Raw genomic sequence first — 25615 nt, 5'->3', positions numbered from 1 at the left:
AAAGACAGGCATTTGCCTGTCTTTTTAATCATGATTCTACATGAAAGGTTTGCTTTACAAAGTCAATTACTTCCTGAGTTGTTTCCATTCCCAAAATCTGTTCCTTATAGGAAGCAGCTTCTTCTTTTGACAGCCCCAGAATCTGAGTCCTTGCAGGAAGAATGGATGTTGCACTCATAGAGAATTCGTCCAGGCCAAGCCCAAGCAGAATTGGGATTGCAATTGGATCGCCCGCCATTTCTCCGCACATGCCAACCCATTTGCCCTCTTTATGCGCCGCTTCAATTACAAGCGTAATAAGGCGCAGAATGGCAGGATTGTATGGCTGATAAAGGTAGGAAACACGTTCATTCATACGGTCAGCAGCCATCGTGTATTGAACAAGGTCATTGGTCCCGATACTGAAGAAATCAACTTCCTTGGCGAAAACGTCAGCCATAACTGCTGTAGATGGAATCTCTACCATAATCCCAATCTCAATGTTTTCCGACACTTTCACACCTTTTGATTGAAGGCCTGCTTTTTCTTCAAGCAGGACCGCTTTAGCCTGCCTGAATTCATCAAGTGTGGCAATCATCGGAAACATAATGCGAAGATTGCCGTGAACGCTTGCCCGGAGCAGAGCCCGAAGCTGTGTTCTGAAGATATCCTGCTCCTCAAGGCATAGGCGGATAGCACGGAAGCCGAGGAACGGGTTCATTTCTTTTGGAAGATGAAGATAAGGCAGTTCCTTATCCCCGCCAATATCAAGTGTGCGAACTACGACTGGCTTGCCTTCCATATTAGTGAGAACGGCTTTGTATGCTTCAAACTGCTCGTCCTCTGTAGGAAGCTGATCACGCCCCATGTAAAGAAATTCCGTACGGTAAAGGCCTACTGCTTCCCCGCCGTTTTCGATCACACCCTTTACATCTTTTGGTGTACCGATATTTGCTGCAAGCTCGACATGATGGCCGTCTTTTGAAACGGTCGGCTCATTAACGAGTTTTGCCCACTCTGCTTTTTGAGCTTCATGCTTCTTTTTCTTTTCTTCGTAAGCAGCAATGGTCTCGGAGGAAGGATCGATGATTACATCACCGCTCAGTCCATCAACGATAACCATCGTACCGTTTTGAATTTTAGCTGTTGCTTCTTTTGTACCTACAACAGCCGGGATTTCCATGGATCGGGCCATGATGGCGGAATGGGATGTACGTCCGCCGATGTCCGTCGTGAATCCAAGCACAAATTGACGGTTGAGCTGAGCTGTGTCAGAAGGAGTTAAATCCTCCGCTATGATCACGACTTCTTCAGAAATAAGAGAAGGGCTCGGAAGCTCTACGCCAATCAGATGGGCAATAACACGCTTTGTAACGTCGCGAATGTCAGCGGCACGTTCCTTCATGTATTCATTGTCCATGGATTCAAACACACTGACAAACATATCAGCCGTTTCTTTCATGGCGAATTCAGCATTGGAAGCTTCACTGCTGATTTTATCTTTTACAGGATTCAACAGCTCCGGATCACTTAGTACCAGCAAATGAGCGGCAAAAATCTCTGCTTTGTCTTTACCAAGTTCGTTTAGTGCATGTTCCTTGATTCGTTCAAGCTCTGACTTTGATTTATGAATAGCTTCTTCAAACCGGCGGATCTCAGCATCCTGATCCGAAACTGTGGTTTTGGATACAGTAAGATCTGGTTCTTCAAGGCGGTATGCTTTCGCAATCGCAATACCGGCAGAAGCTCCGATACCGTTAAGTTCCAGCATTATTCTCCAAGTCCTTCATTCTTCATCGTTTCTTCAAGAGCAGCAATTGCTTCACTTTCATCAGAGCCGCTTGCTGTGATTTTAACTTCAGAATCTTTGGCGATTCCAAGAGACATAACGCCCATGATGGATTTAAGGTTGACCGTTTTTCCATTGTATTCAAGATTGATATCCGCATCAAAACGGCTTGCCGTTTGTACCAATACTGTTGCAGGACGTGCATGAATACCGGATTCCGCAGTTACTTTAAATGTTTTTTCAGCCATGTTAATCTTCTCCTTTATCACAATAGGTATTTTTAATTGTTCACAATATGTTATCTTACCAGTCCCGCTTGTCATCTGACAAGTGGGAGCTGGCATAAAGCTTATTTGCTGATCTTAATAATACTCTTTTGTTCGCTTTTCACTTCTCCTGTTTCCAGAATCTCAATGGACTCTCCGTCTTTGAGATTCGTGAATACAATCGGTGTAATGATTGATGGAGCATTGGCCTTTACAAACTCAAGGTTTACCTCGAGAAGCTTCTGGCCTTTCTTAACAGTGTCCCCTTCGGCAATGAAGGACTCAAAGCCTTCACCTTTAAGATTAACAGTATCAATTCCCACATGAATCAGAATTTCATGTCCGCTTTCAGATAGAAGCCCAATTGCATGCTTTGTCGGGAAGATATTTAAAATTTTGCCGTCTACCGGTGATACAACCGTTCCATCAATTGGATCAATCGCAAATCCGTCTCCCATCATCTTACCTGAGAAGACTTGATCCGGCACTTCAGTAATCGGAAGAATGCGGCCATGTATCGGTGATACAAAGTGTTCTTCATCAAAATGATTTTGCAGAGCTTCAGGATTCACTTCTTCAATTTGCTGCTCCACTTCATCTTTCATGCTGGAAGTATCAGCAGCTCTTGGGCGTTTGCCTGAAATAACATCTTGAATCTGCGATTTTAAATTATCGGATTTAGGTCCGAAGATCGCCTGAATATTGTTTCCTACTTCAAGCACTCCGGAAGCACCCAGGTTTTTCAGACGGTCCTTTTTCACATTCTTTACATCTTCAACCTGGACACGAAGTCTGGTGATACAAGCATCAAGGTGTTTAATGTTCTCCTGGCCGCCAAGTGCCTGAAGGACTTCATATGGAAGATCTCCGGCAGGACGTTGGGAACCTTCTCCGTCCGTTTCTGCATTTGCCTCTTCACGGCCCGGTGTTCCAAGATTAAACTTGCGGATAGCAAATCGGAAGCCAAAGTAATAGATGACAGCCATAACCAGTCCAACGGGAATGACTAGCCACCAGTCTGTACGGTTTGGCAGGATCCCGAATAGAACATAATCGATGACCCCGCCGGAGAAGGTCATACCAATTTTAACATCGAGCATTTGCATGATCATAAATGACAAGCCCGCAAATACAGCATGAATTCCGAAAAGAATAGGTGCGACAAACAAGAAGCTGAACTCGAGCGGTTCTGTAATACCAGTCAGGAAAGATGTTAGTGCTGCGGACCCCATGATCCCGGCAACAAGCTTTTTGTTCTCCGGGCGTGCCTCGTGATAAATCGCAAGTGCTGCAGCAGGAAGTCCGAACATCATGAAAGGAAATTTACCAGTCATAAACGTACCTGCAGTCAGTTCAGCACCGTCTTTTATTTGAGCCATAAAAATCCGCTGGTCGCCGCGGACAAGCTCCCCTGCCTGGGTCGTATAATTTCCGAATTCGAACCAGAATGGTGCATAGAAAATGTGGTGAAGCCCAAAAGGAATAAGAGACCGTTCAATAAGACCGAAAAGAAATGCAGCTAATGTACGGTTTGATTCAAGCAGTCCATTCGAGAAAGCATTCAATCCGCTTTGTACAGGCGGCCAGATAAACAGCATGATAATTCCGATAATTAGTGCTGAAACAGCTGTTACAATCGGTACAAAACGCTTTCCGGCAAAGAATCCAAGATATTGAGGAAGCTCAATATTGTAGAAGCGGTTATACATGGAGGCGGCAAGCACCCCTATAATAATCCCGCCGAAAACCCCGGTCTGGAGTGTGGCAATTCCCAGTACTCTGGCGTATTCAGGGTTACCCGCTGCTAAAAACTCAGCTAATTGTACAGCATCAGATGGTAGCTGTCCTGTTTGAGTAAGAACAGCACTCATCGTTGCGTTCATGACCAAATATCCAATGATTGCCGCGATACCGGCAACCCCATCGCCATTTGCTAAACCAATGGCAACCCCCACCGCGAACAGAAGCGGCAAGTTCGAGAAGACAATGTCCCCTGAGGACTCCATTACCTTTGCGATCAATGTAAAGGTTTCATTTGAAAGCGCTGGTATTTTTGCAGTGAGCTGGGGGTTCTGCATAGCATTACCGAAAGCAAGCAAGATCCCTGCTGCAGGTAATATAGCAACAGGCAGCATAAGTGCTTTCCCGATTTTCTGCAATACTCCAAATAAGTTTTTGAACATTCGATTCAATCCTCCTTGAGCCTATTGTGTGCTTGCAGCGGCTAAAAAATCCAACAATACATATTGAAACCGTTTTCTTACTAAAGGTAACTAAATGGGACCCTCAAAAATAAAACAGAAAAAGGCATGGTGAAAAAGGCATAGAGATTTCCTGTTTCTCCTTCCCTAAATGGAAAGCAGGAAAACCTTTCCCCTTTATCACTCATGCCTGATCGAATCAGTTACACGCTGGTACCGGTTACGATATTTTATTGGATAATCGGTATAAATGCATGGTCAGATAAACTGCTTCAGCATTATATACTGGCTTTTTAAGCGTTTGCTGCATCACTTTAATTAATTTCCAAGCAGTATTATAGCACAGTGGATATTCATTTTTCAATAGGTCAGCCATTTTTTCCGGTTCATCCAATTTTTCTCCAGCCCGAACCCGGTCTATCGTGAATCGGATATGGCGGACAAGCCTTAAATAGTTAATGCTTTCATGATCTATTTGGATTTTAAGAGAATCTTCAATTAAATTCGTCAGCCTGGCAATCAGCTGGGACGATTGGTTTACTTCACTTAAGGGTTTATCCGTAATGGCACCGTGAATATGAAGGACAATAAATCCCACTTCGCCTTCCGGGAGAACGACATCAAGGCGGCGCTCAATAATATCAACAGCCTCTTTTGCCAATTCATATTCCATCGGATAAAGGGTCTTCGTTTCAATCATGAAGGGGTTTTTTAGGTCCATGCCCTGTTTTATTCTCTTAAGTGCAAATGAAATGTGATCCGTCAGCCCAATATGAATATGTTCGTTCAAGGGGTGCTTAAGCTTAGTTTCTATGTGCTGGATCACTTCATGAATAATTGCTATCACATCTTCATCGATATGCGGCAGCAGCAGCTTATACTGCTCCTGTTCTTTCTCATCCTTTAAAACAAACATCTTTTCATAGGAATCTTCCTCGATCCGATCGCCTCTGGATCTGCCAAAGCCAATCCCCCTGCCAATCAGTACAACCTCTTGAAACCCCGGGTGATCAGCAATCAGCACATTATTATTAAGGACTTTCTTAACGATAAAGGGCGTACTCACGACCTACCCAGCTCCTTTTCCTGCTATAACCCTTCATATCGTACAGGTGTTTACGCCCGCCGTCAACGAATTTTGTCGGATACTGTAGAAAAAAAGCTGAATGGAATAGCTGGTTACGGATGCTCCGGTTTGTATTCGTTTTTCTGGAAATCCTTATCCGTACCTACAAAAAAGTACTGTTCTGCTGCTTCTTTGGATTCCCTCCCGCTGGAGTTGCCATGAATCATTTTATCAGGATTAAGTTTCGTCTTTGTTCCGTTTTTGCTTATATAGTAATAACTGCTTTGAGCCCATCCTTCGTGTATACTGCGGCCATTTGTCTTAATCAGCCCATTTGAGTCAGCTCTCAGTATTTCCTGATGGTTTTGGGAGGTCGAAGCTTTCATCGTGCCTTTATATTCCACCTTGACCCACCCGGTATAGCCTTCAGGGATCAAAAAAGTTCTGGGCGCTGCCTGGTCATCTTCTTTGCATCCGGCAAGAAGAAAAATAATTGTTCCTGCTAGTATCCATCTATTCATTATGCTCACTCCTCTTTTTCTTAGAGTGGCATAATCACTATTTCCCTATTCAGCACCGCGGTCAATAAAACGGATAGTCCTTCCCTCTGCCGCGCTTTTCCGGGCGCACTCGATGACATCAATGACAGCTGCTGCTTCCGAGGCACTAACAGGCACCTTTTTCCCATCTCTTATGGATTCATAAAGTTTGTTATAGAAGGTATTATATTGACCAGGCAGTGTTTCGATATTCCCTCTGAAGTGCAGACCATTGAAGTCTGTATTCAGGATTCCCCACGATTCTTCCGGTTCAAATCCAAAATCTTTTTCATCCGGCCAAGCTCCCGCCTTTAATCTTTCCTCCTGGGGATCTATTCCATATTTAATAAACGACCCTTTGCTGCCGTGAAGCTGATAACGGGGGCCCGGCTCTCTAATAAGCATACCTGATTTAAGAACAGCTGTAAGGGTTTTATAATGAAGGTGGATGTCAAATGCATCATCGGCCATTCCCCCTTCCCTCTGTATCTCGATATTGGCAGTTACCTCTTCCGGCTTTCCAAACAAACACAAAGCCTGATCGATCAAATGTGAACCCAAATCGAACAGTACCCCTGAACCGGGTAAATCTTTCTCTCGCCATGAATCGAAGTTCATGCCGCTTTCAAACCGGTCAAAGTGAGCCTCAAAAGCGGACGGGTTTCCTGCCAGTTCCTGCTTAAGCAAGGCCTGCACCGTAAGAAAATCCCCATCCCACCTCCTGTTATGGTAAACGGCAAGAACAAGATTTCTTTTTTTCGCAAGATCATCAAGCTTATACCCTTCAGATGAAGTGACCGTGAACGGCTTCTCCACCAGAACATGCTTATCTTTCATCAGCGCCTCTTTAATCATTTCAAAGTGGTATTCATTAGGAGTGGTGATTACAACAAGTTCAATGGAAGGATCCAGAATCATCTGATCAAAGGAATGGACCCGTTCAACATAAGGGTAGCGTTTTCTTGCAAGATTTTTCGATCTTTCCATTACCATCGCAAATTCAAATAAGGGGTTTGTGTGCAGAAACGGTGCGTGGAAAACCTCTCCCGATAAACCATAGCCAGCAAGTCCGGTCCGTATTTTTTTCAATTTTATTCACTCCTTTATTGGTGGGCAGTGCGGTGGTATTTTCGTCCAGGAACATTCGGAAGATTAAACTGATAAGAAGCCGCCAAAATGTATAATACAGAAAAAATAGGTAAAAATAGGATTCGTATGTGGTGAAAATATACCCCTTACGCTACATGTTTAAGCAAAGGAGGGATAGGAAATGGCTAAAAATCAGCAAAATGAGAGCAAGGAACAGCAAATGCAAAAACAGCAAAATCAGCAAAACCAGAAGTCTGATACTGAATTTGGTAAAGAAATGAACGCTCCGAAATCCAATAAAAATCAAAAATAAGAGCTACATACGAAAGGCGGATAGAATCTATTTCTACCCGCCTTTCGCTTGTTGAACAGGTCTGTTCTGGACACTAGGAAGCTATTCAATTTTTCCAATGTTTGAGGGGAGCACGGCGTGGGAAAATCAACCTGAAATACACGTGGATGGTTGAGCCGTTTTTCCGGTCAGCTTCCGCTTTTGTGATAAAAAAAAAGAGCATCAAAGCCCACTCTTATGATATACTGTTAATTGGATGATAAATGCCAGTTTAAAGGCTGATTAGATGCGCCAACATCTAATTCAGCCACAGCAGAATTACTCTTGAATTTAGCCTTCCCGCTTAGGGTGGGCTATTTTTTTCTCGGAAAAGAAAGAATCGCGATAACGACAGAACCAAACGTGAGCATTAAAATCAGACTCTCATAAATGGTCATGCTGCCTCACCCCCTTTCCGCAAGGGGATTCTCCCGTGATCCGGGCAACCTGCTGCAAGTCCATTATAGCATAAACCAAACCTGAAATAGAACATACGTTTGGTAAAATAAGTCCTATAGCCCATTATTGACTAATTCTATCTAAAACTTCCACGCTTTAAGGCTGTTTTTTAAACACCTTCTTATTTATATGTTTGCTCCGCCACAGTGGCGTCTCACCTGGCCCCGCTGCTCTTAGCTCGGAGTTTCAAGCCTTCCGCTACAGACTATAGGCATTTATAATCAGCACCATTCTTAAAGGTCCGGCTTTCCGGTTCAGACCTAAAAAAAATCCGCGGTCAGCGGATCTTTATTATTGCTTGGATTGTATTGCATTATAGGAGATTTGGACTTTCGCAAGCGTTCCCTTTAATAAATTCTCATGGCATATATCTTTTTTTTCATACATAAATGATAAATCACTTATCGATCTCGATAAAAGCTCCACAGCCTTCATTAGCCCGTTCTGATCTCCAACATAGCCGTCTTTAAGCAAAGTTTTTAAAATTTCTTCTGACAGCTTTTGAACCTCTTTCATTTTTTCCATTTCTGACACAGCCATCACCCCTTTTTAAAGTGTATGCTCCTCAGTGGAAAGTTAAAATCGTGTATAAAAACTATTCGACATGAAGCGAATGAATCCTTTATCGGGACTTGGGTTGAATTCTGTAATTCAACATTCCGGATTTTATGTTCGCTTCCTTATATTTAATATCGTTCCACACTTCTGTAAATAAGTGTTTGTTTGTATTTCCATCAAGGATACCCTTATAATTCTCCACTTCTTAAAATCCATAATTTTTGCATATCGAACACTCTGTACAACAAATGTGTACATAACATGATACCTCATATCCATATCCCTCCAAGTATACCGGGTTATGAAAAAGAACGAATGTTCCTTCTTGCCAGCATACCGCATGCTTGTTCGTATATGCTAATCTGAATAAGAAGATAGGGAGGCAGCATGATGAATTTTATTTTCCATAGCAGCATCGAGCATAGAAGACCCATTCAGCTCATTTATTTAGCTTCATCATCAGGAGAGATCACCCAAAGAAATATAATTGTATTGAAAAAATCTGCAGACTATTTGATTGCTAAATGTCTTCTGAAGGGCGGCATCCGTTCTTTCCGGCTGGATCAGTTACTCTCGGCAGGGTGCTCCGCATCACAAAAAAAAAGGGAATCGGCTAATGAGCCGGTTCACACTTGCAAATTAGCGTCAAGGCTGCAAAATGGAGCATTCTATACCCGTCACTTACAATCTTTAAGGAAAGAACACATTCCGCTATTCAAACAATTAAACGCATTCAGCCAGCCTTTTATTAAGTTTTCAGTTTTGACATAAATTAATTGGGATAATTGATGCAATTTCTGAACAAAGAGAGTATAGTAAATCTTGTATAACTTTTGTACAACTAATACAAAGAGGTGTAGCCATGAACTTTTTAACAAAATTCAGCCTTAAAAATGCAGTCGCGGTATTTATTATTTCTTTTTTGCTGATACTTGGAGGGCTATACAGCTTTACCCAGCTTAAAGTGGATCTGCTCCCAAACATTGAATTCCCTCAAGTATCTGTTGAAGCAGTTTACCCAGGAGCATCGCCTGATGATGTAAGCGAGCAGGTAACCTCCAAGCTCGAGGAAGAATTTAAAGCCATTGATGGTGTAAAAAAAATCACAAGCTCCTCATTTGAAAGTGTTGGAATCATAAACCTGGAATTCCCTTTTAACACGGATATCGATGAGGTGGAAGATCAGCTTAATACGTTAATTAGTGAAGCAAATCTTCCGGAAAATGCTCAAACGAATATTAACCGCTTCTCGTTTGGAACTTTCCCTATTTTTAATATCTCACTGTTCACAAAAGAAGATGGAGATATTGAAAAATTGCTCCAAGAGGATGTTATACCGGAATTGAATAAAATCTCAGGTATAAACAGCGTCTCTGTAGGGGGATTAAAAGAAGAGGCTGTGCGGATCACTGTAGATAAAGAAGCAGCAGAAAAGAATGGCCTGACTCTTACACAGATCAAAGAAAAAATCAACGCAAAATACTTATCATTCCCTGCTGGAAATATTACGAATGAAGAGACAGAAATACCTATAAGAGTTCAGGAAGGCTTAGATGAGGTAGAGGCCCTTAAGGAACTTCAGGTTTCAGCTGGAGCACCAGCAGCACCTCAGCAGGGACCATCTGGCCAGGCGCCGGGCGCCCAAGGCGGTCAGCCTGCAGGCGGCGGTGCGGAGTCTGGTTCCCAGTCAAGCGGCAGCTCCTCACAGAGCGGAGCATCCCCAGCTCCAAATGCCCAGCAGGCTCAGCAAGAACCGGTAAAGCTTAAAGAAATTGCTGAAATTGAAACCATCACGGAACGGCCGGAAATTACACGCTACAATTTAAAAGATTCTCTATCAATGGCCATTACAAAAAAACAGGATGCCAACACTGTGGAAGTCGCCGATCGGGTTATAGAGACCCTCGAAAAATATGAGGATAAACTTGATTACTCCATCGGATTTGATCAGGCAGAGGGCATTGAAAAATCAGTTGAAACACTTATTCGCGAAGGCTTGCTCGGGGCCTTATTTGCATCCGTTGCCGTTCTTGTGTTCCTTCGCAATTTCCGGGCAACCATCATAGCGATCATCTCCATTCCGCTATCCCTATTAGTCACATCCATTTTCCTCAATCAGCTTGATATCTCTCTGAATATCATGACACTTGGAGGTATGGCGGTTGCAGTCGGAAGGGTTGTAGATGACAGTATCGTTGTTATTGAAAATGTATTCAGGCGAGTCCGCAAAACAAATGCGGACGTTACGAATGAAATAATAGAGGATTCGACTAAAGAAATATTAAAGGCCATCACTTCCTCTACGATTACAACAGTTGTTGTATTTTTGCCGCTGGGCTTTGTTGGAGGAATCACAGGAGAGTTTTTCCTTCCTTTTGCTTTAACGATCATCTTTGCTTTGCTGACATCACTTATTGTAGCGGTAACAATTGTACCGATTCTCGCCCGATTCTCGTTTAAAAAAGTGCCGAAGGAAGAAAAAGAAGGTCCTTTGCAGAAGTTTTATGCAGGCGTGATCGAATGGTCCTTGAATCATAAAATTACCATAATCGGTTTATCACTGCTCTTGTTATTCGGATCCGTTTTCCTTGTCAGCGGCCTTGGATTTACTTTCATTCCGAATGAGGAACAGAAAACCCTCGTTGCGAGTGTAGAACTTCCGTCTTCCACAACCATTGATAAAACGAACGAAGTATCATTGGAACTGGAAAAAATGCTTGATAAGGAAGAACCGATTGAAGAGGTTACAGCCGGTGTCGGAAGCAGAGACTTTAATACCGGCCTTAAGCGCGAAAACAAAGCGAGCTACTTTATTACACTCAAGGATGGAACGGAAGTTACAGAGTATATTAAAGACCTCCAGACTAAGATGGAAGACATCACTGCTGAATTAGAGCCTGAAGCTAAGCTTGGCATACAGGAACAAAGCAGCGGCGGTCCCCCATCAAATAACAATGTAAATATTGATCTGTATTCTAATGATTTGGGAGCACTGTCTGAAGCTGCCAAAAAAGTTGAAGATTATATGAACAAAAATGAAAACTTAAAATATGTATCCAACAATTTTGCTGAAAGGCAGAAACAGGCAGAAGTCATCATCGATCCGGAAAAAGCTGATGAGTTTGGAGTATCCGGATTCCAGGTTCTCGGCATCGTTTCAGATCAGACGAAACCGGTCGAAGTAGGAGACCTGGAGCTTGACGGAGAAGAGCGTACCGTAGAGCTCAGCTACAGCGATGATGTTACATCTGTAGACCAGCTGAAGGATACCGTAATCTTCAGTCAAAAGGGGCCAATCAAACTGTCTGATGTAGCAGAAGTTGAGGAGAAGGATGCTTTTACTTCAATTCAGCGCCTGGATGGCAAAGTATATGCACAGGTCAGTGCCCAGATCTCTTCTGATAACATAGCGGAGGTTTCGTCCGCTGTCATAGAAGGTGTAGAAAATGATGTCAATCTTCCTGATGGCGTTTCCCTTGAAGGCGGCGGCGGAAGCGATGAAACCGTACAAACCTTCCAGCAGCTCGGGCTTGCCATGCTCGTTGCCATCGGTCTGGTCTATATCACTATGCTTATCACATTCGGCAAAGCCCGAATTCCGTTCGTCATTCTTTCATCGCTGATTTTCGTACCGATCGGATCCTTGCTTGGATTATATCTGGCGAAAGAACCGCTGAGTGTCAGCGTAATGATCGGATTATTGATGCTGATTGGAATTGTTACGACAAACGCTATCGTAATGGTTGACCGGATCGGTCAGAACCGTGAACAAAAAGGTCTGGTCATCAGGGAAGCCTTAATCGAAGCAGGTAAAACAAGACTGCGCCCGATATTGATGACAGCATTCGCCACCATAGCGGCTCTTCTTCCGCTCGCCTTTACAACGTCCTCCGGAACGTTAATCTCAAAAGGCCTGGCAATTACTGTTATTGGAGGATTGACCTCCTCCACCTTGCTGACATTGATTATTGTACCGGTAGTGTATGAGCTATTCTTCTTTAAACAATCAAGAAAAGAAAGACAGAAAAAAGTGGAAACTGCGGAAAACGCATAAATGAAGAAACCGGTCTCTCAGGAGACCGGTTTTTTTAGTTAATCTTCTCACTCAGTTGGATCTTTGCCAATCGTTCTCCCGGGTCCCGGCTTACTTCCTGTATTCTGACCGGCAGCATTTGAATGGTTTGAATTAATACATCAAGCTTTCCTTCAATCCGGTGCATTAAATACATCGTCACCACAATTGGAAATCCGGTGTCCCCAATCAGCTGAAGCCACTGCTCCATTTAAAGCCCTCCATTTCCTAAACAGGGGCCTGACCAAGTCAGACCCCTGTTTAAATTAGATAATCTCAAGCTCCACTACATTCCGCTCTACCACTCTTGCACCCTTTTTCACAGTCAGATTGCCTCCTGAAGAAGTAAAGATATCTGCTGTCAGCAATCCGTCCATAGCTGCGGTAATTTCTTCATCTGTCAGTGTTTCCTTAGGGGCATCTACACTGACTGTCACAGTACTGCCTAACTCGTTTCCAAATTGCAATTCTAATGTTTTAGCCATTTAAACCTCTCCTTTTTTAGTTTTGAATTTCATTCTGGTCCAGACGCTCTGCTGTAAACAAAGGATACTGCTGCAGTCCTGATAAGATCCCTGCTGCTGCATTCAGCTGGTCTGCATTTGCGGTTGTTTTTACATTGCTGTATGTCTTTGATTTGAATACTTGCTTGCCCTCCTGGTTAAGCCCAAGGTCATACACAAGGCGAAGCTGACTGTCAATAAGAAGTGTAGTTGCCATGTTTCTCACCCCCTTTCGCTATAGCAATACAATCGAAAGGGGAAAAAGTAGCATAAAAAAAAAGACTTTTTTCAAAATCTGAAATAAGCCTTTTCATCCTGTCCTTAACAAAGCATGATGATGATCCTAACATCTGCTGATTGGAACGTATCAACAGCCACGTTTAAAGGAGCTTCTATCATAAGTGCCATACCGTATACAATTGGGGTTTTTAATCGGATCTCGCCTTTCACTCTATCCTCTCAATGATGGAAGGCTCTTGCCTACAGCGATTCAAGCGGAAAGTCCAGAATATTCCCAGGCCTTCCTATGACTTGAAATGTGTCAGATGCCCCGGGGATTTTTAGGTTTTTGCTGCGCAAATTCTTTTAATTCCTTAACAATCCGGTTTTGCAGAATTTCATCATTTAAACTTCTGACGCCGTATTGAAATCCCGTAGCGGTTCTTTTTTTCCACATTGGCTCCCCTTTTAGTTCCAGTTCTTCAGTTCTGATTTTAAAAAGGATAGTAAGGATGACCGGTTTTTCCATTGGAAGATCCAAATGGGTAACCAGCTTCAAGCCTGATGGGCTGATATCCATAATCACGGCTTCCCCCTGTTTTGAATTCACAGGCTCCCCTGCTTTTTCTGCTATGGAAAATGATGCTTCCATAGGATCTGAGAAAACAAAACGGAACGATTCAGAACGATTATAGCGCATACTATGAAATCTCCTCTTTTGCTAAAATTTGTCTAATGTAAAGGTATCTGAATGCAGAAGATTTTTCAATGTTTTTTTCTCACCGCATCATCCCTTTACTGCTTGCTGATCTCCTTAGCAATGGCTGGCCCGGACACCTGGTGTATGTTAGACGCTGAGGAGGGAATCCTATTAAAAACCGAGTGAACGGAGCTTTGGAATGAAAAAAACAGGCAAACTTGAAGCCATCCTTTGGAGCATCGCCCTGCCAGGCTTTGGTCAGTTTTTAAATGGTCATTTTGGAAAAGGCCTTGTCTTTATTACACTGGAATTTTTAATCAATTACAACGCCGGCTTCAACCTTGCAATAAAATTCAGCTTTAACGGAGATATCGCAAACGCGTTTGAGACGGCAGATCTCCAGTGGCTTATGTTTTATCCATGCGTTTATTTCTTTGCCATGTATGACGCATACAAATATGCAGATGGACCTTCACCCCGTTTTTCGTTTCTCCCTTTTGCCTTTGCAGCTTATTTTGTTACGGTCGGAATCATGTACGCAGAAAAAGCTGAGGTGTTCGGAATTCTCCCAGGTCCGGTTTGGCTGCCCATGCTCTTCCTGCTGCCCGGGCTCGCTGCCGGTTTTGGCCTGCGCTTTATTCTGCTCAAACTTACTAAAGAAACAGAGTAGCTCAAACATCCAACCATTTGCACCGTTTTTACCTTCATGCGTACGCTCTCCCTCTTTCAGTTGATCTGCCGCAATCAGACTTAAACATACAAAAAAACGAGCCAGGACGAAGCACAATAAAAACCCGGGGCTGCACTGGGCTTTCCCGGACTTTCTTACTATCATAAGCTGAAATTGCTGTATGTTCCTGTGTTTACCCGTTTCTCCTTCGGTAAGCCGCAGAGGCCTCGGCTTTAAATGGATAGCTCCTGAGACAGTGTGTAAAGCTTTTCCGGCAGAGGATCTTTTTGGCCGGCTATGTCCAAAAGATCCCGGTCTGTAATGATTTCATTGACTATTCCAATGGCTCTTCCCGATTTCCCTTCCAGGAGCAGTTCCACCGCTCTCGCACCAAGCCTGGAGGCGAGAACACGGTCCCTTCCTGTCGGTTTTCCGCCCCGCTGTATGTGTCCAAGAACGCTGATTCTAGTTTCAAGATCAAACTTTGTCTTCAGCTCATCTGCTAAGTCCTCAGCACTTCCTACTCCCTCTGCAAGGACGATGATCGAGTGTTTCTTACCTCTGCTGATTCCCTTATTGAGCCTTTCCATCATTTCGTCCACCTCATGGGGATGCTCCGGAATCAATATGGTTTCTGCGCCGCCGGCAAGACCTGACCAAAGCGCAATATCACCGGCTCTTCTGCCCATCACTTCGATAATAAAGGTCCTGTCATGTGAAGTTGCCGTATCCCTTATTTTATCGATTGCATCAACTACCGTATTCAAGGCAGTATCAAATCCAATCGTATAGTCTGTACCTGCAATATCATTATCAATTGTACCCGGCAGGCCTATACAGGGGAAACCCTTCAAAGTAAGTTTAGCTGCCCCTTGATAGGACCCGTCTCCGCCGATGACGACAAGCCCTTCAATCCCAAGCTTTCTTAACTGCTCAATTGCTTTATGCTGCCCTTCATCGGTTTTGAATTCTTCAGATCTGGCGGTATAAAGCATCGTTCCGCCCCGATGAATGATATCGCCTACTGAGCCCACCTCGAGCTTTTTAATGTTGCCTTCCATCAGTCCCTGATAGCCCTGATACACGCCATACACGTCAAGCCCGCTGAAAATCCCTTTCCTTACGACTGCCCTGATCGCGGCATTCATTCCGGGAGAATCTCCCCCGCTGGTTAACACTGCAATTTTTTTCATTGTCATTCACCTCTTATAGATCGATCTTGATTGGTGTACGTATCTACTATAATCCCCATCCCTCAATTTCTCAAAACAAAACCCTTTATCATGAGGAGAACAATTTGGTATAATAGACACATTATAAAAGAACTATTTTTAAGGAGCGATCAAATGACCTTTTGTACGGCCTGTACCCCCGATCTCGCTATACCTGAGCAAGGCTACTTACTTTTGCTGCATTCCCGGCATGATACCCTGCCCCTTTTGGAACCCTTCTATACGAAGGATAAAGTTTATGCAGTTCCATACAGGAATCCAGATGAACTCTCTGACCGGCTTACCCAGATTAATTCAGAAACAGAGACAGCAAATATTAAAGCTGCACTAGCAGCAAATCCTAAAGAAGCAAAGACTTTTTCCCCTTTTGGCTACATCTATGAACGGGTAGTGCAGAGGGATTTGGTAGACCTGATCATGAAAGGTGACTTTTCCAGTTTTTTTCAGCCGATTGTTCACCTCGAAAGCGGAAGCCTCTATGGATATGAATCCCTGCTCAGAAGTTTTGACCCTCCTGTATCACCCTTCCATTTATTTGGAACAGCTATAAAAACAGGTCTGCAATCCATCCTGGACCGCAGGGCAAGAGAGCTTGCAATCATGAGCCGTTCAGATTCCATCAAACCTGGAATAAAATCTTTTATAAACTTTATCCCGTCCTCTATTTATAATCCCGAGCACTGCCTGCAGCACACGTTTAAAATGGTCAAGCAATATGGCGTCCGTCCGGATGACCTTATCTTTGAAGTAGTTGAAACGGAAAAGATCAAGGACATCAATCATTTAAAAAACATTCTAGATACATACCGCGCTCACGGAATGAAGGTGGCATTGGATGATTTAGGAAGCGGCTATTCCACTTATGAAGTACTTGAAAAATTAAAGCCGGATTATGTAAAAATCGACCGGCAGTATATCTCAGATTGCTACAAAGATCCTGAAAAACAAACCTTTCTGAACAAAGTCCAAGGCCTGGCAAGGGAATTATCCATAACTGTTCTCGCAGAGGGAATTGAATCAGAAGAAGAGTTTTCTTATTTGCAGTCTATCGACATCCACTTAGGACAGGGATATTTTATCGGCAAACCAGCAAAAAGCCCGGCATCACAGGAAAGCTTGTTCTCGCAAATACCGGTCCACTAACAAAAGCGGAGGCGCCTGGCCAAATAAAGGTTGTCTGTCCCGCATCCTCCCGCAGCAGAGAACGGCCAAGTATTTTAATGGGCACCGGGGCAACTTGATCGCCGGAGCCCCGGCGAGAACTTATTCTCTTTTTAGTTATTATTGAATCGCTGAAAGACCGCTCCGGCTCCTTACCCGAAGTGGTTTCATTTATTTTATCACCTGAAGCTCTTTCGGATACGCCGTTAAGGCACGGGCACCTTCCGCTGTAAGAAATACATCATCTTCAATGCGCACCCCGCCGGTTTCCGGAACGTAGATGCCCGGTTCAATCGTAAAGGTCATCCCTTCTCGAAGGACCCCATCGTTTGTATGAGCAATTGAAGGGAACTCATGCACACTGATTCCCAATCCGTGTCCAAGACGATGCGGAAAGTTTGAACCAAACCCTGCTGCACGGATAATATCCCTGGCAATTCCATCTAAATCCCCTATTCTTATTCCGGGTTTAGCCGCTTCAAGAGCAGCGTTTTGGGCTTTCAGGACGGTCTCATAGATAAGCCGCTGCTTCTCATCCGGTTCCCCGTATACCACCGTTCGGGTAATATCAGAGCAATACCCATCGAGAACCACCCCTAAATCAAACAAAACGAAATCCCCCTCCTGCAAAACAGCATTCCCTGGATTTCCATGAGGCTGGCCTGACTTTTTACCAAAAAGAACCATTGTGGAAAATGACATTTCCTTTGCACCTTTTCGTTTCAGCTCATACTCAATCTTTGCGAGAACTTCCATTTCTGTCACACCCGGCTTTAACGCAGCCGCCCCAACCTCAACTCCGTAATCAGCTAGCTCAGCAGCCTTTTCCATAATCGTAATTTCACTCTTGTCCTTAATAGAGCGTAATTCATTTAATATGGTTTCAGCAGATCGAACGGAAGGGGAACCTGTGATTTCCAAAAATTCCTTAGCTCTGGAGTAAGGCAGCAGCTCACATTCCATGGCAGCTCTCTGTATGGAGGGCAAGCCTCTTTTTGCCAAAGCCTCCCTGATTAGCATAAATGGCTGCTCATGGTCTTTATATCCAATCATTTCACAGGAAATGCCGGCCTCTCTTGCCTGGTCCGTTTCCATTTCCGGGCAAACAAAAAATGGGGGCTGCTCCCTGAACAGAAAGAGTCCCATCATCCGTTCATGGGGATCTGTCAGGAAATTGGTTAAATAAAATACGTTTTCCGGGGAGTGGATATATGCTGCATCCACTCTCTCCGCCTCCATCCATTCCTTCAATCTTGCCAATCTCCTATTCATCCTTCTCCCGCCTTTCCCTGTTTCATTTCATCATTTGTCCTTTTTCTGAATAAAGTCCTTTCCAGCCTGATGCGGTTGTATCTCTGAACCGCTATAAAAGGCAGGTTGAACACTATAGCGTATAGAGCAATCACCAACCCCCCCGCCAGGCTGTTCCAATAAAAGAAAAAGAAGCAAGGCAGCATTTGAAGCCAATGGGCCAGCTCTCCCCTCCTTGTTTCTGCGATGAAGCGTTTGAGACCAGCTGTGTCAGACCCTTTTAACGATCTCTTAGAAAATCCTTTATTGAACCACCCGCCTGCCTCGGGAAGTTTGTCCTTCCATTTTTTGATCAAAAACCGTTCATACAGCCTTCCATCCTGCTCCCATTTTCTTCTCTTGTACAGAAGTGAAGAGGCTTCAAACCTATTCGCTGGAATAAGAGAAATGAGCCAGGATGTGACTAGCGGAATGACCAGAAGCAGGAAAACATTCAGTGTTATGAGCTGAAGGGCCGTCATTTCTCTTCTGTCCCTCCACTGCTTTTAACAATGCTTCTCCCCTTCCAGCTGGCATTTTTCCTAATGAATGTCTGATACAGAGAAAGGCCGAACACAAGAATGAAATAGATCACATGCAGAGGAAAAAGCAGAACGGAATAGAAAGGAAATGTTCCGAATTTTAATAATATACTGCGGAGCTGTATAAAAGCTGCTGTGTATAACAGCAGCATCGGCAGCCAGCTGCCTGAAAAAAGATCAGGTATTTTAACCAGAAAGGAAATATATCCTGCTAGCCATACAGAAGAAAGCACCAGCAAGAGCAGCCGGGCCGTTTTAGCTCCTGAGGCGAAGCTTTTCGCCCAGCCGAATGTCATACTTTTCGGTCCTTCGGGATACATTCGCATGGAGAGTGCTTTTTTCCCGCTTAAGAAATACACGGTTTTTCCGGCGTTTTTAATTTGTTCCCCCATTGCCATATTTTCAACAATGTCGCTCTTGATGGCTTCGTGTCCTCCCCAGCCGAAATAATCCTCCCGTTTGCAAAGAAGGGCCTGTCCAAAGGCTCCCGCTCCTTTTTTCCGGACCCATTCCGGTGTAAATGCCCCGATTGCTCCGACCGTCATCAAGTGAAAAATGGCAGAGAGAGATTCATAGGCTTTTTTTGTTTTATGGAAGGGATGAACAGTCAGCACCCCTTTCTGCTCAATATGCCTGAAAAAATCCGCGAACCGCCGCAGCCCATTTTTTTCAAAGTAAGTATCGGCATCCAGAAATAAAATCCACTCTCCACTGCTGTTTTTGGCACCGTTCCAGCATGCCCACGATTTACCTGACCAGCCTGAAGGCAAGTCCGGGACATTAACCACCGATGCCCCGAATCGTTCCGCTACTTCTCCCGTAAGGTCCTCTGAGTGGTCATTGGCTACAATCACTTCATAGGGAGCCTCGCTTTGAGAGGTGAGGGAATCAAAGAGCATCTGAAGGTTTTCCTCCTCATTTCTTGCCGGTATAATAATTGAGAGTTTCTCTTTTACAAAGCCGGCACTTTTATCTGCAGGAATCGATTCTAGAGTGGGTATTTTCCAGAATAAAATAATCCCGATTATTAATGCAATCATAATCATTGCCATGTAAATCCACCTCACTGAAATGTTCCTTCATTATACCCTATACCCCAGTTCAATTAAATTGAGTATCGGAAAGTCATTTAGGTTTTCTTATTGAAGTATTGTGGAAAATACTACATATATGTATGAATAAATTTTTCAGCAATTGGGATAAAATGAGTTCAGAACATATTCCCATTGTAATCCATTTTCACACATATTCCTAAGGAGGCGAAAGCATTGAGAAAAAAAGTAGTTGTAATCGGGGGAGGACTAGGCGGGATGTCCTCAGCAATCCGTCTGGCTGCAGATCAGTATGATGTGACCATTGTTGAGAAGGGGGAACGCCTTGGAGGAAAGCTGAACATAAGAGAAGGAAATGGATTTAAATTTGATACCGGCCCATCCATCCTGACGATGCCATGGGTTCTGGAGCAGCTGTTTCGCAGTGCCAACAGGAATATCCATGACTACATAAAGATCAAACGCATTGAGCCTCAGTGGCGGACATTTTTTGAAGACGGCACGTCCATTGACATTACCAGTGATTTGCATGAAATGATGGGGCAGATTAAAGAACATAATCCAGAGGATCAGCATGAGTTCTTTCAGTATATGGCCTATTGTACAAAAATGTATGAATACAGCATGAAAAGTTTTTATAAGCGGAGCCTTTCCGGAATCAGCGATCTTCGAAATATGCATACCATGAAGGAACTGCTGGCTATGGATCCAATCAAATCGATGGATCAGGTGACAAGAAAGCATTTTAAAAGCAAGCATCTTCAGCAGCTGTTTAACTTTATGATCATGTATATCGGCTCCTCTCCATACCAGGCACCTGCAGTCCTTTCACAGCTCGTTTATGTTCAGCTTGGAATTGGCATTCACTATGTAGAGGGCGGGATGTACAAGATTGCAGAAGCCATGTCCAAAGTGCTGCGCGAACTGAATGTCAACGTCAAATTGAACAGCAAAGTCAAAAGGGTAGTGACAGAAGGCGATACCGCGACCGGTGTTGAACTGGAGACGGGAGAAATGATTGAAGCCGATCTGGTCGTTTCCAACCTTGAGGCAATCCCGGCATACAACTCCATCATGGAGGAGCATAACGGAAGCAAAAAAGCAGCAGCAGAGCTGGAAAAATATGCACCTACGGTTTCCGGACTTGTTCTGCTTCTCGGAACAGATAAGGAATACAAGCACCTTGCTCATCATAATTTCTTTTTCTCGGAAGATCCGAAAAAAGAATTTGATCAAATCTTTAATGAAGGAATACCTGCCGATGATCCGACTGTCTATATTGGCATTTCCTCTAAATCAGATTCCTCCCAGGCTCCGGCGGGCAAGGACAACCTATTCGTTCTGACGCATGTTCCTCCGCTAAAAGAGGGAGAGACCTGGGCCGGAGTGAAAGAGCAGTACAGGGAAAAGGTTCTCGATAAATTAGAGCGAATGGGTGTTACGGATTTAAGAAACCACATTGAATGGGAATATCAGTTTACCCCTGATGATATTCAAGAGCTTTACGGCTCCAATGGAGGATCTATATACGGAGTGGCAACGGACCGCAAGAAAAATGGCGGATTTAAAATACCGAGCAGAAGCAGCCTGCTTAACAACCTATACTTTACTGGCGGCTCTACCCATCCGGGAGGCGGAGTTCCTATGGTCACCCTCTCCGGACAGCTGACTGCTGATTTAATACTGGAAGATGATCTCGCTAAAGCTACCAAAAAAGAAATAGGCTGACCAAACCAAACTGGCTGATCAGCTTCATTAAGCTTATAATGGAAAAAGGGCTTGTCCTCCGAGACACGCCCTCTTTTTTTTTGACGGCTGCACTTTATCGTTTAACCGATTAACAGACAAACGGGAACAATTAATCAGCAGCCAGTCCGTACTGATATTTCTGACAAACCCGCCATATATTCATGAAGAATCAGCTAACCGAAAATAGGATCTATTGATGCTTGATGCTGCATGCCAGCGCTTTAAACTAAAACTGTTTACTGATCTGAAAGGAGTGTGAACGAATGCTCGTCATTTACAGCGGTATTTTGCTGATTTTTCTTCTTTTCACCATTCTGAACTCCTTTTTTATGCCAAAGCTGAAACCTTCAGCATTAAAGGAAATCCCCTCGGTTTCTATTATGATTCCTCTCAGAAATGAGGAGAGAAATGCTGAAGAACTCGTACATATGCTGAAAAAACTTGTCTATCCCGATTTAAGCTTTTACTTGCTGGATGATCAGTCCGAGGATGCAACCCGCTCCCTGCTTGAGCATCATATCGGCAAGGATGTCAGGTTCACCTTGTTATCAGGCAAAAAACTTCCTGAGGGCTGGGCGGGTAAAGTTCACGCATGTCATACCCTTAGCTTAAATGCCCAGCAGGAATTTCTTCTTTTCCTGGACGCGGATGTCCGTCTTCACCCTGAGGCAGTGGACAATGCCGTTGCCATGCTGCAGGAAAAAGGAGGGGCCCTGCTTACTGGATTCCCAAGGTTTCCTGTCAAGTATTTAATGGAAAAATGGCTTGTGCCCATGCAGCATTTTCTTGTCTATTTCCATTTGCCTCTCTTTCTCGCAAATTACACATTCTTTCCTCCCGCTACGGCTGCACATGGAGCCTTTATGCTTTTTAGAAGAGAGGATTACTTGGAAGCTGGAGGACATGAGTCCATTAAAGCCTCAATTGTTGATGATGTGCATCTTGCAAAACGGATGAAGGATACGGGCAAAAAAGTTCTGCTCGCAAATGTAACAGATTTTGTCACTTGCTATATGTATACTTCCAGCAAAGAAGCATGGAACGGGTTCAAAAAAAACATCTTTCCCGGTTTCGGCCGCTCATTGCCTGTCACGTTTGCTTTATGCCTCTTTTACGCTTGTTTCTATGTACTGCCCGGAGTATTGTTCATTTATGGGATCGTTCATTTTTTTGCCGGACAATCTTTCTCCCTGTTTATGTTTTTTCCTTACCTGATTATTGTTTTGCAAAAAATGTACATCGACAAATGTTCAAATCAGTCTCTCCTTCTTTCATTTTCCATGCCTTTTTCCGGGGCAGCCTTTATTGTCCTAATGCTTGTGTCAATGTACACGGCTCTCCGGAATAAAGGCTATGAGTGGAAGGGAAGGACCTATTCCTGAACATACCCCGTTTGCATCAGATCTCCTGCCATTCTGGTACAGCGATTTTGTGTAAGGTTTAGTTTTTCTTTCTCCTTATTTTTCTGTATAATAACGTTGTTCGTATACGTAAGGAGATGTGTATATGGCTGAATTTATAAAAAAAAGAAGCGTTGTCCTTTTAACCCTTTTCGGACTTGCCTGTCCGTTTATTGGCATGGCGGTTATTGATTTTTATTATTATAGCTCTCTAATAGGCTGGATCGCCGGTTTTATTAGTATTGTATCTGCTTATATCATTGTGGTGCGAAGGCCTGAAACGGAGCCAGAAGGGTGACTTAATACAGCCCTCTGATCAGCCGCCTCGTAAGCCGGAATGTGCATGGAAGAGGGCGCAGGAGATGGGCAGCCGCCCGCCCATGCCGCTGAGCATGCTTAAACATAGACCAGCGGCTTTCATTCTCTTTTCCAGAAGAAATCAGCACCCTCATCAGCTGCTGCTTCTCAATAGCCTTAAGCCATTTGCTATCACAAGAATGGTACTGCCCTCGTGGCCGATCACCCCTAAAGGAAGACTTAGAAATTGCAGAAAATTCGAACAGATCAATAGAGCGATCACAGTCATTGAGAAGATGATGTTTTGTTTAATGATCCGGTTCATTTTTCCGGATAAAATAATGGCTTCCGACAGCTTCTCCAAGTTATTCTTCATTAAAACGATATCCGCTGTTTCAAGAGCTGCATCTGAGCCCTCTCCCATTGCAACGCCTATATCCGCTGCCGCAAGTGCCGGTGCATCATTTATTCCATCCCCGATCATAATAGTTATTCCATTGGATTTAAGCTTTTTAATTTCATTGACCTTATCCTCTGGCATACACGTTGCACGGTAAGAGTCTAAACCCGCATCCATTGATATTGCCTTTGCAGTATGCTCACTATCACCGGTCAGCATAACGGTTACAATCCCTTTTTCCCTAAAGGAGCGGATGGCGCTTTTTGTTTCATTGCGCAACGTATCCTTTAACGAAAAAACACCTGCAACACCTTTTTCGTCACGAACGAATACAGCTGTTTTCCCTTCTGCGGAAAATCGGTCAGCGGCACCTCCGGCAAACCTTTCAGCTTCTGTTCCTCCTGCAAAATCTTCTTTTCCAATATAATAGGTCTGTCCGTTCCATTCGGCAAAAACCCCCATCCCTGACTGTTCCACCACGTTCACAGGGGACGGTGCTGTGTCATCAAATTGCATCGCATACTTTGAAATTGCTTTAGCGAGCGGGTGATTAGACCTGCTTTCGATGGACAGCACAGCGCTTAAAAATTCATGCTGCTGAACATCCTCGCGCAAAACCAAATCGGTTACAGCAGGATTGCCCTTTGTCAGTGTTCCAGTTTTATCAAACGCAATCACCGATGTTCTGGACAGCCTTTCAAGATGGACACCCCCTTTGAATAACAAGCCGCTTTTTGCCCCATTTGAAATAGCTGCCAGGGTAGCCGGCATAATGGAAGCCACTAATGCGCAGGGAGAGGCTACCACCATAAGAACCATCGCACGGTAAAATGTTTCGTCCCATGACCATCCAAAAAGATAATGGGGGGCAATCATCATAATCCCGGTACCAGCCAAAACGGCTTTAACGTAGACATTTTCAAATTTCTCGATAAACAGCTGGGATGGAGATTTCTCGGATTGAGCGGACTGCACCATCTGAATAATCTTTGAAAACAATGTCTGTTCATTTTTCTTTGATACTTGAATGGTAACAGATCCTGTAAGATTGACAGTTCCTGCGAACATCTCTTCTGTTTCCTTCTTTTCGGCAGGAATGGATTCTCCCGTCAAGGCCGATTGGTCAACAGTCGTTCGCCCATTATACAAAAAACCGTCTGCCGGTATTCGTTCCCCGGGTTTCACAAGAATCAGGTCACCTTTTATCAGTTCACTGACAGGGATGATCCTTTCTCCACCGTTTTCAATAAGCACCGCTTCCTCGGGCTGCAGCTTCATCAGAGCCGAAATTTCTCTATGGCTTTTATTCATCGTATACGTCTCAAGAGCACCGCTTAGCGAGAATATAAAAATCAAGATTGCCCCTTCCATCCAATGGCCGATTAGCGCCGAGCCAACAGCGGCAAAGATCATCAGGAGCTCTACATTCAGGGTCCGCTCCGCAATCGTTTCCTCTATCCCCTCTCTAGCTTTCGCAAATCCCCCGATTGCAAAAGCCATAATAAATAATGCAGCAGAAGCTTGCTCGGAACTCTGCTGCAAAGACCAGCCGGCAACAATGAAAAGGCCTGAAACGATGGCAGCAATTAATTCACTGTGTTCCTTCCATTTAGGAGAAATATAAGTAACAAAGTCCAATTTAATCACCTCTAATTGAGAATGTAAATCATCTTCACTTCTGTAAATTTACTTGTTTTAAGCATTATATGAACCATTATAGCAGATGAACCCCAAATATATATTATAATTATTATAATTTATATTTAATAATTATTATAATTAAAAACGAAATATAAAACCGGTTATGAACGCGGCCGGTTTTTCATTGTGTCCAACTAGTAACGTTGATTTCCTTGAATCTTCTCTTTCTCCAGACGGACTTGTTTAGAAGGATACTTGAACTTTATTGAATTATTAGCCAGTTCGAACGCAGATCAATAACTTAAAAAGGAAAGTACCCAGCCCAATTTATCTGTTTGATGCTTTTTAATACCTTTGCTGCGGGCAAATAGAAGGGTGGGATCATATAATGCAGAAATAGACTGAATTTT

General features: G+C 43.7%; 24 protein-coding genes. 7 read left to right on the top strand and 17 right to left on the bottom strand.

Going from position 1 to position 25615, the window contains the following annotated elements:
- Positions 1-28: 28 nt before the first annotated feature.
- The 6 genes from ptsP to ACQCV8_RS12915 all read right to left on the bottom strand — a co-directional run bounded on the left by ptsP (position 29) and on the right by ACQCV8_RS12915 (position 6929).
- The gene (gene ptsP / locus ACQCV8_RS12940) at positions 29-1750 is read right to left on the bottom strand and encodes a phosphoenolpyruvate--protein phosphotransferase (protein WP_426845056.1); all 1722 of its coding nucleotides are present in this window, start codon (positions 1748-1750) and stop codon (positions 29-31) included.
- A complete protein-coding gene (locus ACQCV8_RS12935) occupies positions 1750-2016 on the bottom strand; it encodes a phosphocarrier protein HPr (protein WP_426845055.1) in 267 nt (88 codons plus the stop codon). The genes ptsP and ACQCV8_RS12935 overlap by 1 nt, the downstream gene beginning before the upstream one ends.
- Before the next feature lie 101 nt (positions 2017-2117).
- A complete protein-coding gene (gene ptsG / locus ACQCV8_RS12930) occupies positions 2118-4217 on the bottom strand; it encodes a glucose-specific PTS transporter subunit IIBC (RefSeq protein WP_426845054.1) in 2100 nt (699 codons plus the stop codon).
- A gap of 238 nt (positions 4218-4455) precedes the next feature.
- Complete coding sequence (gene glcT / locus ACQCV8_RS12925) at positions 4456-5301, bottom strand: glucose PTS transporter transcription antiterminator GlcT (RefSeq protein WP_426845053.1); 846 nt, start codon at positions 5299-5301, stop codon at positions 4456-4458.
- A gap of 113 nt (positions 5302-5414) precedes the next feature.
- The gene (locus tag ACQCV8_RS12920) at positions 5415-5822 is read right to left on the bottom strand and encodes a DUF6843 domain-containing protein (protein WP_426845052.1); all 408 of its coding nucleotides are present in this window, start codon (positions 5820-5822) and stop codon (positions 5415-5417) included.
- A gap of 45 nt (positions 5823-5867) precedes the next feature.
- Entirely contained in the window at positions 5868-6929 is a 1062-nt protein-coding gene (locus ACQCV8_RS12915; RefSeq protein ID WP_426845051.1) for a Gfo/Idh/MocA family oxidoreductase, read from the bottom strand.
- 181 nt (positions 6930-7110) lie between these two features.
- On the opposite strand from ACQCV8_RS12915, the gene ACQCV8_RS12910 reads away from it, so the two are divergent.
- A complete protein-coding gene (locus tag ACQCV8_RS12910; RefSeq protein ID WP_426845050.1) occupies positions 7111-7242 on the top strand; it encodes a hypothetical protein in 132 nt (43 codons plus the stop codon).
- Positions 7243-7574: 332 nt separating this feature from the next.
- Here ACQCV8_RS12910 and ACQCV8_RS12905 read toward each other — a convergent pair whose 3' ends face one another.
- Complete coding sequence (locus ACQCV8_RS12905) at positions 7575-7658, bottom strand: putative holin-like toxin (RefSeq protein ID WP_426845114.1); 84 nt, start codon at positions 7656-7658, stop codon at positions 7575-7577.
- A 352-nt stretch (positions 7659-8010) separates the two neighbouring features.
- A complete protein-coding gene (locus ACQCV8_RS12900) occupies positions 8011-8253 on the bottom strand; it encodes a hypothetical protein (RefSeq protein ID WP_426845049.1) in 243 nt (80 codons plus the stop codon).
- Between the two features lie 886 nt (positions 8254-9139).
- Between ACQCV8_RS12900 and ACQCV8_RS12895 the strand changes: the two genes are divergently transcribed.
- Complete coding sequence (locus tag ACQCV8_RS12895; protein ID WP_426845048.1) at positions 9140-12331, top strand: efflux RND transporter permease subunit; 3192 nt, start codon at positions 9140-9142, stop codon at positions 12329-12331.
- A 34-nt stretch (positions 12332-12365) separates the two neighbouring features.
- Here ACQCV8_RS12895 and ACQCV8_RS12890 read toward each other — a convergent pair whose 3' ends face one another.
- The 4 genes from ACQCV8_RS12890 to ACQCV8_RS12875 all read right to left on the bottom strand — a co-directional run bounded on the left by ACQCV8_RS12890 (position 12366) and on the right by ACQCV8_RS12875 (position 13771).
- Complete coding sequence (locus ACQCV8_RS12890; RefSeq protein WP_426845047.1) at positions 12366-12560, bottom strand: YvrJ family protein; 195 nt, start codon at positions 12558-12560, stop codon at positions 12366-12368.
- A 55-nt stretch (positions 12561-12615) separates the two neighbouring features.
- Complete coding sequence (locus ACQCV8_RS12885) at positions 12616-12834, bottom strand: DUF2922 domain-containing protein (RefSeq protein ID WP_426845046.1); 219 nt, start codon at positions 12832-12834, stop codon at positions 12616-12618.
- Between the two features lie 16 nt (positions 12835-12850).
- Positions 12851-13069: a DUF1659 domain-containing protein gene (locus tag ACQCV8_RS12880; protein WP_426845045.1), complete on the bottom strand. Its 219-nt coding sequence runs from the start codon at positions 13067-13069 to the stop codon at positions 12851-12853.
- 324 nt (positions 13070-13393) lie between these two features.
- A complete protein-coding gene (locus ACQCV8_RS12875) occupies positions 13394-13771 on the bottom strand; it encodes a PilZ domain-containing protein (protein ID WP_426845044.1) in 378 nt (125 codons plus the stop codon).
- 199 nt (positions 13772-13970) lie between these two features.
- Between ACQCV8_RS12875 and ACQCV8_RS12870 the strand changes: the two genes are divergently transcribed.
- Entirely contained in the window at positions 13971-14441 is a 471-nt protein-coding gene (locus tag ACQCV8_RS12870; protein ID WP_426845043.1) for a hypothetical protein, read from the top strand.
- 233 nt (positions 14442-14674) lie between these two features.
- On the opposite strand, the gene pfkA is transcribed toward ACQCV8_RS12870, so the two are convergent.
- Positions 14675-15634 carry a 6-phosphofructokinase gene (gene pfkA, locus ACQCV8_RS12865; protein WP_426845042.1) on the bottom strand — a complete coding sequence of 320 codons (960 nt, stop codon included), beginning with the start codon at positions 15632-15634 and terminating at the stop codon, positions 14675-14677.
- Positions 15635-15787: 153 nt separating this feature from the next.
- Here pfkA and ACQCV8_RS12860 point away from each other — a divergent pair, with 153 nt between their 5' ends.
- Complete coding sequence (locus tag ACQCV8_RS12860) at positions 15788-16816, top strand: EAL domain-containing protein (protein WP_426845041.1); 1029 nt, start codon at positions 15788-15790, stop codon at positions 16814-16816.
- 189 nt (positions 16817-17005) lie between these two features.
- On the opposite strand, the gene ACQCV8_RS12855 is transcribed toward ACQCV8_RS12860, so the two are convergent.
- From ACQCV8_RS12855 to ACQCV8_RS12845, 3 genes are read right to left on the bottom strand one after another with little or no spacing between them, the layout of a single operon-like run.
- Positions 17006-18106: a M24 family metallopeptidase gene (locus ACQCV8_RS12855; RefSeq protein ID WP_426845040.1), complete on the bottom strand. Its 1101-nt coding sequence runs from the start codon at positions 18104-18106 to the stop codon at positions 17006-17008.
- Positions 18103-18606 (bottom strand): glycosyl-4,4'-diaponeurosporenoate acyltransferase, encoded by a 504-nt coding sequence (locus ACQCV8_RS12850; RefSeq protein WP_426845039.1) that lies wholly within the window; start codon positions 18604-18606, stop codon positions 18103-18105. Before ACQCV8_RS12850 ends, ACQCV8_RS12855 begins: the two co-directional genes overlap by 4 nt.
- Positions 18603-19718: a glycosyltransferase gene (locus ACQCV8_RS12845; RefSeq protein WP_426845038.1), complete on the bottom strand. Its 1116-nt coding sequence runs from the start codon at positions 19716-19718 to the stop codon at positions 18603-18605. The genes ACQCV8_RS12850 and ACQCV8_RS12845 overlap by 4 nt, the downstream gene beginning before the upstream one ends.
- A 216-nt stretch (positions 19719-19934) precedes the next feature.
- On the opposite strand from ACQCV8_RS12845, the gene ACQCV8_RS12840 reads away from it, so the two are divergent.
- The 3 genes from ACQCV8_RS12840 to ACQCV8_RS12830 all read left to right on the top strand — a co-directional run bounded on the left by ACQCV8_RS12840 (position 19935) and on the right by ACQCV8_RS12830 (position 23165).
- Entirely contained in the window at positions 19935-21446 is a 1512-nt protein-coding gene (locus tag ACQCV8_RS12840; RefSeq protein WP_426845037.1) for a phytoene desaturase family protein, read from the top strand.
- 284 nt (positions 21447-21730) lie between these two features.
- Positions 21731-22849 carry a glycosyltransferase gene (locus ACQCV8_RS12835; RefSeq protein WP_426845036.1) on the top strand — a complete coding sequence of 373 codons (1119 nt, stop codon included), beginning with the start codon at positions 21731-21733 and terminating at the stop codon, positions 22847-22849.
- 124 nt (positions 22850-22973) lie between these two features.
- Complete coding sequence (locus tag ACQCV8_RS12830; protein ID WP_426845035.1) at positions 22974-23165, top strand: hypothetical protein; 192 nt, start codon at positions 22974-22976, stop codon at positions 23163-23165.
- A 153-nt stretch (positions 23166-23318) separates the two neighbouring features.
- Here the strand turns inward: ACQCV8_RS12830 and ACQCV8_RS12825 are convergent, their stop codons facing one another.
- Complete coding sequence (locus ACQCV8_RS12825; protein ID WP_426845034.1) at positions 23319-25211, bottom strand: heavy metal translocating P-type ATPase; 1893 nt, start codon at positions 25209-25211, stop codon at positions 23319-23321.
- Positions 25212-25615 lie beyond the last annotated feature (404 nt).

The organism is Metabacillus sp. 84 (assembly GCF_050107715.1).
Lineage (GTDB): Bacteria > Bacillota > Bacilli > Bacillales > Bacillaceae > Metabacillus_B.
This window is presented reverse-complemented; position numbering and strand designations above follow the sequence as displayed.